This window comes from Oceanobacillus iheyensis HTE831 (assembly GCF_000011245.1).
Taxonomy (GTDB): domain Bacteria; phylum Bacillota; class Bacilli; order Bacillales; family Amphibacillaceae; genus Oceanobacillus; species Oceanobacillus iheyensis.
Genome location: NC_004193.1, coordinates 249,846 through 261,114, shown reverse-complemented (window position 1 = coordinate 261,114; position 11,269 = coordinate 249,846). Strand labels below are relative to the sequence as shown.

Below are 11,269 nucleotides of genomic sequence, written 5' to 3'. Positions count from 1 at the left end.
AAAAAAGAACAACAAGCTAATCCTGTTGTTCTTTAAAAATATTTTTACTCAAATCGGTTTCTATTTTTTTGTCAGGTTTTCGACTTTTTTGTAACTGTTCAGTTTAAACCTCAATTACTCAACTGTCACCGACTTAGCCAAGTTTCTTGGCTTATCAACGTCACAGTCACGGTGAAGTGCAGCATAGTACGCTAGTAATTGCATTGGGATAACACTTGCTAATGGTGTTAATAGCTCATGCACATGAGGGATTACGAATGCATCCTCATCTTGCTCTAGACCTTTCATGCTTACGACCATCGCATTTGCTCCACGAGCAACAACTTCCTGCACATTTCCGCGAATAGAGTAATTTACATTTTCTTGAGTGGTTAACGCAATAACTGGTGTTCCTTCTTCAATTAGCGCGATCGTACCATGTTTTAATTCTCCACCAGCAAAACCTTCTGCTTGGATATAAGAGATTTCTTTTAGCTTTAACGCTGCTTCTTGTGCAACATGGTAGTCTGTGCTACGTCCGATAAAGAACGCATTGCGTGTTGTTCCGAAATAATCTCTTGCTAATTGTTCTAATTCTTCTTTTTGATCTGTTAGTACTTCCATCGCATTTGCAACAATTGCAAGCTCTTGAAGTGGTTCAAAGTCTAATTCAAGACCCTTCACTCTTGCTGTATCTACTGCTAATATAGCAAGTACCGCGATTTGCGCTGTATATGCTTTTGTTGAAGCAACAGCAATTTCAGGTCCTGCATGTAAATGCATGGTATAGTTTGCTTCACGAGAAAGAGTAGAACCTGGCACATTTGTTAGTGTAAGTGCTGGGTGTCCTAATTCCTTGATTTTTACTAATACGGCACGACTATCTGCTGTTTCTCCACTTTGTGAGATAAATACAAATAATGGTTTTTCAGATAGTAATGGCATGTTATATGAGAATTCACTTGCTACATGAACTTCAACTGGAATATTCGCTAGTTTTTCAATAAATTCTTTACCAACTAATCCAGCATGGTAACTTGTTCCTGCTGCAATGATATAGATTCGATCTGCATCTTTCATAGCTGTTCGAATATCTTGATCAAGTTTCAACTGACCATTGTCATTTTGATACTCTTGGATGATTTTACGCATTACAATTGGCTGCTCATCAATTTCTTTTAGCATGAAGTGAGGGTAAGTTCCTTTTTCTGTATCACTTGCATCTATTTCAGCAGTGAAAGGCTTACGCTCTACCACTTGACCATCAAGTGTTTGTACTTCTACATAGTTGCGGCTTACAAGTACGATTTCTTTATCAAAAATTTCCAAGTATTGGTCTGTTTCTCTTAATGTAGCCATTGCATCACTTGCTACAAGATTAAAACCATCACCTAAACCAACCAATAGTGGGCTCTTATTTTTAGAAACGTAAAGTGTCTCGCTATCTTCCGCATCAATTAATCCAATTGCGTAAGAACCTTTAAGCAGGCTCATTGCTTCGCTAAAAGCTTTTTTTGTATCTTGATATTTTTCATGAAGTTTTTCGATTAATTGTACGATTACTTCTGTATCTGTTTCACTTATAAATGATACATCTGCAAGGTACTCATTTTTAATATCATTATAATTTTCAATAACACCGTTATGAACAATAGTAAATCTTTCAGAAGTACTTTGATGTGGATGAGCATTCATTACGCTTGGTACACCATGTGTTGCCCAACGTGTGTGCCCAATCCCCATTGTAGAATCAATTGTCGTATCTACATCCTCACGCAATGTAGCAATACGACCTTTTACTTTTGTTACATGAACGCCATTATCATTTAGCGTTGCAATTCCTGCAGAGTCATATCCTCGATATTCTAGCTTTTCTAAACCTGTTAGTAAAATTTCTTTTGTATCATTTTGTCCAATATAACCGACGATTCCGCACATGTCGATGTCCTCCTTGAATTAAAGGGGCAGACAAAAAGACCGACTTTAAGTGAGTGTTCAATAGAGTAATTTTTTTGAAAACCCTTGCGAACACCAACTTTATTACATAGGGGCCTCTTGTTGCCCCTTTCTCGTGTATTTTATTATTTGATAAGACATCTTTCTTTATCCTTTTGTGCAATAGGTCACCCTACTGTTTTAGTGATAAAGTTTCGACTGTGATGACAGCCGGGAGGCACCCGCCGAAAATTCGATAACCTCCTACCTCGTCAACTATCCTTCCTATCCGTCCGAAGAATAGTCCTGGCGCTTTTGATTATAGTCCCTAAAATTTGCTCTAAAAGCTCCTTTCCATGATAGTTGCCCTTGCTTTCGGACTTTCATTACTTAGGAAAAACAAGAACTCTTTATATTCTAACGGAAAGATAGAAAATCGGTCAACTGTTTTCTTCATTTCCTGCAACCAGTTTATGAATTTATGTCGTAAAGGTTACGACACATGCCTTGAAACGCCAGTAAATAAAGAAACCTCCCAAAAGGACGTAATGAGGTTCTCCGGTTTCAAGATATTTTTTGTGGTTAAAAATTAAGTATTCATCATTGTAGCTTTTTTAAATGTTCTATTACCTATTTTGTTTGATTTCAAGGATTATTTGGGTTTTAGAACGGCTCTATTCACCATTTTTTACGGATTTCTCTCTTGTTTTGGGTAATAGGAGCCCTCTATTCACCATTTTCCGCGGAATTCTCTCGGGTTTTGGTCAATAGGAGCGCTCTATTACCCATTTATTACGGCTTTCTCTCTTCTTTTGGTCAATAGAAGCTCTCTATTCACCATTTTTCACAGATTTCTCTCTTCTTTTGGTCAATAGAACCTTCCTAGTTTTGGAATCACGGATTCCGGGTCCGGATTTGGGGCAAATGGTTCTAGTAATTCAAACAAAAAAGTTGCAGCTTTGAAATGTGGGTTCTTTCATAATGAACCCTAGTACCAGTTCTGTAAAGGTATCTCACATTTCTAGCTACAACTTATTTGTTCATTTTTTATCCTTGATGCTTATCGAGAAAATCGAGCATCCATGTGTATACTTTTATTTCATTTTCTTTTTTCGAAAATCCATGTCCTTCATCTTCTAATACGTAATATTCCACATCTCTTCCTTTTGCTTTCAACTTCTCTACGATTTGATCAGATTCTGCTTTTACCACACGCGGGTCTTTTGCACCTTGGATCACCAGCATTGGTTTTGTCATCGAATCTAAATACGTATCTGGAGAATCTCGAATGAAACGCTCTTTGTCGCGTTCCGGATCTCCTACCCAACGGTCCATAATCGGTTTCCATTCCGCTGGTACGGACTCCACAAATGAGAATAAGTTACTTGGTCCAAATATATCGATAACCGCTTTAAAATATTCTGGATGTCTACCATGTAAAAGTAATGCCATGTACCCGCCATAACTTCCACCTACTAAGAATAAATGATCGGGATCGCTAATACCTTGATCGAATAACCACTTGACTCCTTCTACATTGTCTAATCGTGGTCCATAGCCCCAATCTCTTTCCACCATTTTTACAAATTCTGACCCGTAGCCCGTACTTCCACGGAAGTTTGGTGCGAAGATATTATAACCGCGGTAGAGAATACTTTGGAACATTGCACGGAAAAACTTACGTTCAGATGCTTGAGGTCCACCATGGGGCCAAAATACCGTGTATCCATTAGCATTTTCTGGTTTTGCCTTAAAGAACAATGCTTCTATTTCCATTCCATCAAAAGAAGGATACGTAATTACTTCAGGGTCAACTAATTGCGACTCATCCATTCCAAGCACTCGGTTTGTTGTAAGTTGTTCCCACTCTTTCCCATTACTTGAGACAAAAATATTTAATGGAAGTGTTGCTGTGCGCCCTAAGACATACACGTTTCCAGATTTCATAACTTTCAATTGCTCTACAATTTCAAAAGGCGTATCCATTTCAATCAATTGTTTGTTATCCAAGCTGTATTGGTATAATTTATCTACCACACCTTTTTCAGAAACAATATATAATGTATTGGTTTCTTTATGATATTCCAACGTACTTAAAGATTCTTCTTCTAACTCGAATACTTTTTCAAACTTCTTCGTATTTAAATCAAACTTAGCTATATATTGATAATTACTATCATAATCAGTTAGAAAATACACCGTATTATCGTCGGTAAATACCGGCTCAAATGAAACATGAACTTTCTCTGGGTCTGGAGTTAAAAATACTGTCTCCTCACCCTTTTGTACAAATATATTGTTATACGTATTTGCAAACATACGAATATAGACTTGAGCCTCTTCATTCTCAGAAACAACTGCCAAATGCGTGAGCCCTTTCTCACCTTCATAAATTAATGTATCTGAATCATTTTCCAAATCTTTTACACGTGTATTAAAAAAAGACGGATTATCCACAGACGTATTATAATAGACGCGTTTCCCATCTTCACTGAGGTGACTAAATAAATATTTATCCTCTGGCTTTCCTGTGATTAATGGTTTAGGAATCCCGCCTTCATAGGGAAGTGCATAAATTTGATAATTTTCATCACCGTCACTATCAAAATCTGTTAATACAAATTTCCCTTCTGGGTCAAACGCTGTAAAGTTAGAAGACTCTCCTTTTTGTGCAAACTGATAAGGGAATTTACTCCCTTCCTTTAGATCCATAGCCCATAAATTCATCGTTCCATTTATATTTGTTGCGAAGACTAACTTATTTTCGTCTTTACTAACATTAAAATGGCTGATGGTATATGTGCGGAAAAACTGTTCTACTGTTGGTTTTGGAAATTCAATCATCTCATTACACCTCTTATTTATCTGATTATTTTTATACTTCTAATTTTATCATGAAGAGCGTACATCGTAACAGTCTAAAGGTGCTACCATCCTCCGCCTCTAGTAGGATATTTAATCTAAGACCAAATCAAAACCACCAGTGTGAACTGGTGGTTTGCTCTGCGGCTGGAAGCCTCTGTTGCCGGCCTCGGCCTAAAAGGCCCACTGAATGGTTTCCCCTTCTGCACCACACTCACTCACTGATTCTAAAAGAATCTCTTATTTCTTTTTATTTTTCTTTCCGGTGAACGGATCAAATTCTTCAAATAAAGTTAACTGATCACTCATATAATCCTCTTTAAGCTGATTTCGTATATATTCTTGGATTTGATTTTTATTCCTTCCCACCGTATCTACAAAGTAGCCTCGACACCAGAACTTTCGATTGCCATATCTATACTTTAAGTTGGCGTGACGGTCAAAGATCATTAAACTACTTTTTCCTTTTAAGTAACCCATAAATTGAGATACACTCAGTTTTGGTGGTATACTCACCAACATATGGACGTGGTCTCTGCATGCATTTGCTTCGTGTATTTCAACATCTTTTCTTTCGCAGAGTTCTCTAATAATTTCTCCTATACTCTTTTTATATTTTCCATCTATATTTTGGGGAAAAAACTAAATGATACTTACATCTCCATTGCGTGTGTGCTAAACTATTCTTGTCCTTCATTGGACACGCCTCCTTCTATGGTGAGATTTGGTGGTCGGGAAACCAACCTTATCTTACCATGAAGAGAGGCTTTTTTTGACCCCACGCTAGAAGCTTTCTGGAACCCCTGGCATAGCCAGGGGTTTTCTAAGACCAAAAACAAAAAAGACAGCGAATTCATTCTCCGCTGTCTTTTTCATCTATGCTCCTAAGTGCTGTTCAATTACCGAGACAATTCGGTCAGCATATTGTTCACATTCTTCTTTTGTCTTGGCTTCCACCATCACTCTTACTAATGGTTCTGTACCAGAAGGTCTAACTAACACGCGACCATCTTCACCAAGTTCTTTTTCTACTGCGTCTACTTCATCTAATAGAACTGAGCTACTTAAAGCTTGGTTCTTATCCATTACACGAACATTCTTTAACACTTGAGGGAAAACAACCATTTCATCAGCAAGTTCGGATAAAGGTTTTCCTGTTTCACGCATCACATTAACAAGTTGAATAGCTGATAACATACCGTCACCAGTAGTAATATAATCTAGGAATATTATATGACCAGATTGTTCGCCACCCAAGTTATATCCGTTTTGGCGCATTTCTTCCATTACATATCTGTCACCGACAGAGGTCTTATTACTGTTTAGACCAATATTTTCTAACGCTTTGTAAAAGCCGAGATTACTCATTACTGTAGATACCACTGTATCTTTTCGCAGCATCCCTATCTCATGCATGTACTTAGCACAGATAAACATGATTTTATCCCCATCAACTAAATTACCCTTTTCATCAACAGCGATAAGTCGATCTCCATCTCCATCAAAAGCAAGACCAATATCTGCATTTTTTTCTACAACGAATTCTTGTAGTTTCTCTGGATGCGTAGATCCAAAACCATCATTTATATTTAATCCATCTGGAGATGAACCAATAGAGTAAATGTCTGCTTCTAGGTCAGCAAAAAGATGCGTCGCCAGACTAGATGTTGCGCCGTTAGCACAATCAATCGCAATATGAATTCCTTCGAAGTCATTATCAATCGTATCTTTAAGATAAGATAAATACTTCTGTCCGCCTTCAAAGTAATCATTGACAACCCCGATATCTGCTCCTGTTGGTCGAGGTAAATTATCCTCGCCCTCCATTAGCGATTCAATCTCATTTTCTTGTGCGTCTGTTAGTTTAAAGCCATCTGGCCCAAAGAATTTAATTCCATTGTCTTCTACTGGATTATGAGAAGCAGAAATCATCACACCAGCTTGTGCACTAGTTGCCTTCGTCAAATACGCGACCCCTGGAGTAGAAATGACTCCTAATCGCATTACCTCCGCACCAATGGATAACAGACCAGCTAAAAGAGCACCTTCTAGCATATGTCCAGAAACACGTGTGTCTCGTCCAATTAATATACGTGGTCTTTCACTATCTTTAGTAAGTACATATCCACCAAAACGTCCGAGCTTAAATGCAAGCTCAGGTGTTAGACCTTCGTTTGCTACTCCTCTCACGCCATCTGTTCCAAAAAATTTACCCATTTAATACCTCTCCTTTAGTTACCAATACATACATTAGTTAATCTTGATTTTGGTCTTCATCTTCCTCAGATTGTTCTGGCTGTTCTGGTTGCTCAGATTGATTAGCTTGTTCTGACCCACTAATCTCTACACTAACCTCTTCAACCTCTGTGGAGACATTGATTCCATCTTCATTAGGAGCCTCAATCGTTATAGGCAATTGATGTGGCCCAGGACTTAGATCTGTCAATTCAATAAATGCCCGAAAATCTTCTATTGATAATTCATTTATAATTGCCGCATCTCCGGATGTAGTTATATTTAATTCCCCAGAGGAGGGTTCGAGAAAATTAAAAGCCAATCCACTACTTAGACCCTCATCCTCTATCGGAATATTTTCAAATACTCTCGACGTTTCTACATCAACAGTTACTTCTACCATTTCCATTTCTGGTGCATAAACACCTTCTGGTAATTGTAATGGCACTTCGATGGTACCTGATTCGTCTATTTCTGATAAGTCGACTTCTTCGGTAGTAATTTCGGAAATTTCATCCAGACGACTGCTGGTTGAATAAATTTCAACTTCATCTACATTAGCAGAAATTGAATTTAATGAATAGCCTTCCGGTAGTTCTCCCGCTGTCGCAACAGATAATGATACAGTCTTACTAGGATTATTAACATCTACGGAGACTTGTACATTCTCAGGATCTAGACGTACATCAAGCTCGTTTCCTTGTAAATCATATACATTTACAGGGAGCTCTCGGCTATTAATCGGACCGTCCACACCTTCAAGATTCACATAAACTTTGACAGTTCCAATCGCATCTATCACACTTCGAGAACTCGTAATTGTGACAGTAGAAGGTTCTATTCTTGAATCGGTCATTTCAAAACCATTGGCCATTTTGTCTTCATTAATAAAATCCGCCACAACCGTGAATTCTTCAGAGGCTCGTTCTTCTATCGTTACCTCTATCGTTTTCGGTTCGATATACACTTTTACATCATTTTTATTGATCGTATGCTCAAGTTCAACGACATGAGTTCCTTCCCCTAAACCTTCAAGATCTACAAACACCTCAAAGTTACGCTGAAGAACTAATGGTGTAACGCTTCCAGAAGTACCTTGTAAACTAACTTGAACACTTTCAGGAACACCACTTACTACATATTTCTCTCGGTCAATTTCAATCTCTACCGGCACATCACTTAATAATTCCGATTGTTCTCCGAGACCTGAGTAGGTTGAATCTGAATTTCCTGGTTCATTATCATCAGAAACATTTACAAACGCATACAAGAATATCGCAAAAGCTAATGAAAACAAGCGAACAAACCATTTACTGCGAAACCAATTATCCATTTTTATCGGTCCTCCGTTTCCACGATTTTCTTTCAGAGGATTTTGGAGCTAACGACAAATGTGTAGCCAACACATCTCCTAATTTTTCTTGATCGACATCTCGATGTAGCTCCCCGTTTTTTGTAAACGAGATTGCACCTGTTTCCTCCGAAACAACAATCGTTAATGCGTCAGTCACTTCACTAATTCCCATTGCTGCACGGTGTCTCGTACCTAGCTCCTTTGAAATAAAAGGACTCTCCGATAGTGGCAAGTAACAAGCTGCAGCGGAAATTTCTCCTTCTTTTATAATTACCGCACCATCATGTAATGGCGTATTCGGAGTAAAAATATTTGTAAGTAACTGATGAGAAAGCTTACCATTTATCGGGATCCCTGTCTCCGCATAATCACCAATCCCTGTTTCTTTCTCTATCGATATAAGCGCCCCGATTCTTCGTTTTGCCATATAATTACAGGATTGTAAAATGGCATTTATATCATTTTGAATGATCTCTTCTTGCGACTTAGCACTTCGAACAAATAAATTTCCTCTACCCAGTTGCTCGAGCGCTCGCCTTAATTCTGGCTGGAAAAGTATTATAATTACGATAAGTCCCCAACTAATAATTTGATTTGTGAAAAACTGGATTGTTTGGAGGTTAAGAAGTATACTCACTCCCCATACAATAATCACTACGGCAATCCCTTTTAATAATTGAATTGCTTTTGTGCCTCTGATTAGCATTATTAATTTATATAATACATACCAGACGAGAGCTATATCTACGCCAATACGTAACAGATTTAATATGTCAAATCCCCCATCAAGCATGCCCACACATCCTTTGCCAGTTTAATTTATCTATGTCTAAAAAAGCCTACTTTACATTCTTTTCCTTTTTTACAAATTTCATGTATCGAACGTTATTAATTATAACATAAAACAGATCATTTAGACCCTTGCGTAAGTGATTTCGAGCTTGCTTTTTTATTACTGGGGGTAGTAATTCATTTATCTGGAATTTTATTTAAAAATCAGTCAATTATATAATTATCAAGTTCTCATTAATACAAATAATTAGAAACAACTCGAGTTTGTTTCCCTACGAAAATTTCTTTTCAGATCAAGTTTGAAAAAAATTCAAAGATCATTAGTGATTAAGTATGTATGTCTATATAACATAAATATTTTAGTGAATAGAATAACGATTTTCTCGTCTCGAAAGTTTAAATCCACCGATTTCTGCTCAAAATCCCCGTCGAGTCGTCGGTCCGTAATGGTAATCAGAACAGCTACGTTGGGATTTCACACAAATATCCTACCACAATAAAAATCCAAACAAAATAGTACCTAAATACATATTGATACTTAGATACTATTTTAACCTACATATATCATTTAAAAGGAGAATACACCTTTGAAGAAGTTTTTAATATTGTACCAAATCCACTCAAACATTCGATCAATTGTCTCTAACTCACCATTGACTCCTCCGACTGAGGCCATTAATCCTTCTCCATTCATTTCCGAATCATTGTCGAGAATTTTCCCATTAAAAATAGTAACGTCCCCATCTACTGTTCCTAACAACAATAAATCGCCATTTTTCACTAATACATCACCTGGAACAGTAACACCTGCTGGTACAATCACCGTATCTCCATCAACAATTAATTCATTTTGAGCAGAGACGACAAGCTGATCAGAGGAATGTGTCCAAGTAGATATCATACCTCCAGCCATCAAGACAAGAAAAATAGCAGCAGCTGTCCACATTGGGTGAAGTTTGAACCAACGTCGATACTTTACTGTCTTCTTCTCCGATGGTAGATTCGCCATCACATTTTCGGTAAATCCATCTGGTGCTTCTACTCGTTCGGCACTACGCATTAACGTTATCGTACGATTTAGTTCATGAAAATGTTTTTGACATGATTCACAATCTTCTAGATGCCTACTCAACTTCGATTCATCTTCTCTTGTGATATCCCCATCTAAATATATATGCATTAAATTTAAATAATCTTTACTGCAACTCACGTCGAACACGCTCCTTTACACATGTCGAAGCCTTTTTCGTAAGGCTTCCCTTCCCCGATGAATTCTCGTTTTCACTGTCCCTAAAGGGATGTCGAGTATTTCACTTATTTCTTGTAAAGAGAATTCCTCTAAATAACGAAGCATGATAATACTTCGATACTTTGCTGGTAATTGTGATATCTCGTGGTGTATATATCGTTGTAGTTCTCTACTCTCTACTTCTTCACCTGGAAGGCGTTCTGTGCTTGCCAATTGGGAATACATATCTAACCCTTCTGTCCCTTTAACCTCGGCATCTAAATAGTAGTCTGGCTTTCTCTTTCGTATACGATCAATCGTTAGATTCGTTGCAATACGATACAACCAGGTTGAAAATTTGCGTTTTTCATCAAACGAATCGATATTTATATACGCTCTAATAAAAGCCTCCTGCGCTATGTCCTCCGCTTCATGTTTGTTACCAAGCATACGATAACAATGCTGAAATATTTTATTTTGGTAAAAGGAAACCACTTCAGCAAATGCGGATTGATCTCCTTTTTTTACTTGTTTTATCTTTTCTATGATAAATTGATCCATTTGACTACCTCCGCTATCCATGCGGTACTCATTGTACGAATTCCACCTGCAATAGGTTTCATTTTTTTATAAAAAATTTAAACTAATTGTTTATGAATTTCAAAAAAAGGGTATATAGTAAGTATTATACTAAAAAGGAGGGCAATTTTGTGGATAAACACACATTATTTGAGGAAATCGAGCAATGTAGAAGAGAAATGCTAGATTTATACGGGAAATACGATCTTACCTCAGATACTGTAATATCAACAAGCACGAGATTAGACCAACTAATGAATGATTATGAAAAAATATCATAAAGAGATAAAAAAAGGGTAAAAAGA

At 37.4% G+C, this 11,269-nt stretch carries 8 protein-coding genes and 1 pseudogene; 1 reads left to right on the top strand and 8 read right to left on the bottom strand.

What is annotated here, in order from left to right:
• Positions 1 to 114: 114 nt before the first annotated feature.
• From glmS to sigW, 8 genes and pseudogenes are all read right to left on the bottom strand, one after another.
• Complete coding sequence (glmS, locus tag OB_RS01405) at positions 115 to 1,917, bottom strand: glutamine--fructose-6-phosphate transaminase (isomerizing) (protein WP_011064636.1); 1,803 nt, start codon at positions 1,915 to 1,917, stop codon at positions 115 to 117.
• Positions 1,918 to 2,961: 1,044 nt separating this feature from the next.
• Positions 2,962 to 4,758 (bottom strand): S9 family peptidase, encoded by a 1,797-nt coding sequence (locus OB_RS01400; protein WP_011064635.1) that lies wholly within the window; start codon positions 4,756 to 4,758, stop codon positions 2,962 to 2,964.
• 258 nt (positions 4,759 to 5,016) lie between these two features.
• A pseudogene (gene tnpA, locus OB_RS01395) lies at positions 5,017 to 5,473 on the bottom strand (IS200/IS605 family transposase).
• A 179-nt stretch (positions 5,474 to 5,652) separates the two neighbouring features.
• Positions 5,653 to 6,993 carry a phosphoglucosamine mutase gene (glmM, locus tag OB_RS01390; RefSeq protein WP_011064633.1) on the bottom strand — a complete coding sequence of 447 codons (1,341 nt, stop codon included), beginning with the start codon at positions 6,991 to 6,993 and terminating at the stop codon, positions 5,653 to 5,655.
• 37 nt (positions 6,994 to 7,030) lie between these two features.
• Positions 7,031 to 8,344 (bottom strand): CdaR family protein, encoded by a 1,314-nt coding sequence (locus OB_RS01385; RefSeq protein ID WP_011064632.1) that lies wholly within the window; start codon positions 8,342 to 8,344, stop codon positions 7,031 to 7,033.
• Complete coding sequence (cdaA, locus tag OB_RS01380; RefSeq protein ID WP_011064631.1) at positions 8,337 to 9,158, bottom strand: diadenylate cyclase CdaA; 822 nt, start codon at positions 9,156 to 9,158, stop codon at positions 8,337 to 8,339. The genes OB_RS01385 and cdaA overlap by 8 nt, the downstream gene beginning before the upstream one ends.
• 567 nt (positions 9,159 to 9,725) lie before the next feature.
• Entirely contained in the window at positions 9,726 to 10,367 is a 642-nt protein-coding gene (rsiW, locus tag OB_RS01375) for an anti-sigma-W factor RsiW (RefSeq protein ID WP_011064630.1), read from the bottom strand.
• Positions 10,368 to 10,382: 15 nt separating this feature from the next.
• A complete protein-coding gene (sigW, locus tag OB_RS01370) occupies positions 10,383 to 10,946 on the bottom strand; it encodes an RNA polymerase sigma factor SigW (protein ID WP_011064629.1) in 564 nt (187 codons plus the stop codon).
• 149 nt (positions 10,947 to 11,095) lie between these two features.
• Between sigW and OB_RS18025 the strand changes: the two genes are divergently transcribed.
• Positions 11,096 to 11,245 carry an aspartyl-phosphate phosphatase Spo0E family protein gene (locus tag OB_RS18025; RefSeq protein WP_081427485.1) on the top strand — a complete coding sequence of 50 codons (150 nt, stop codon included), beginning with the start codon at positions 11,096 to 11,098 and terminating at the stop codon, positions 11,243 to 11,245.
• Positions 11,246 to 11,269: the final 24 nt, after the last annotated feature.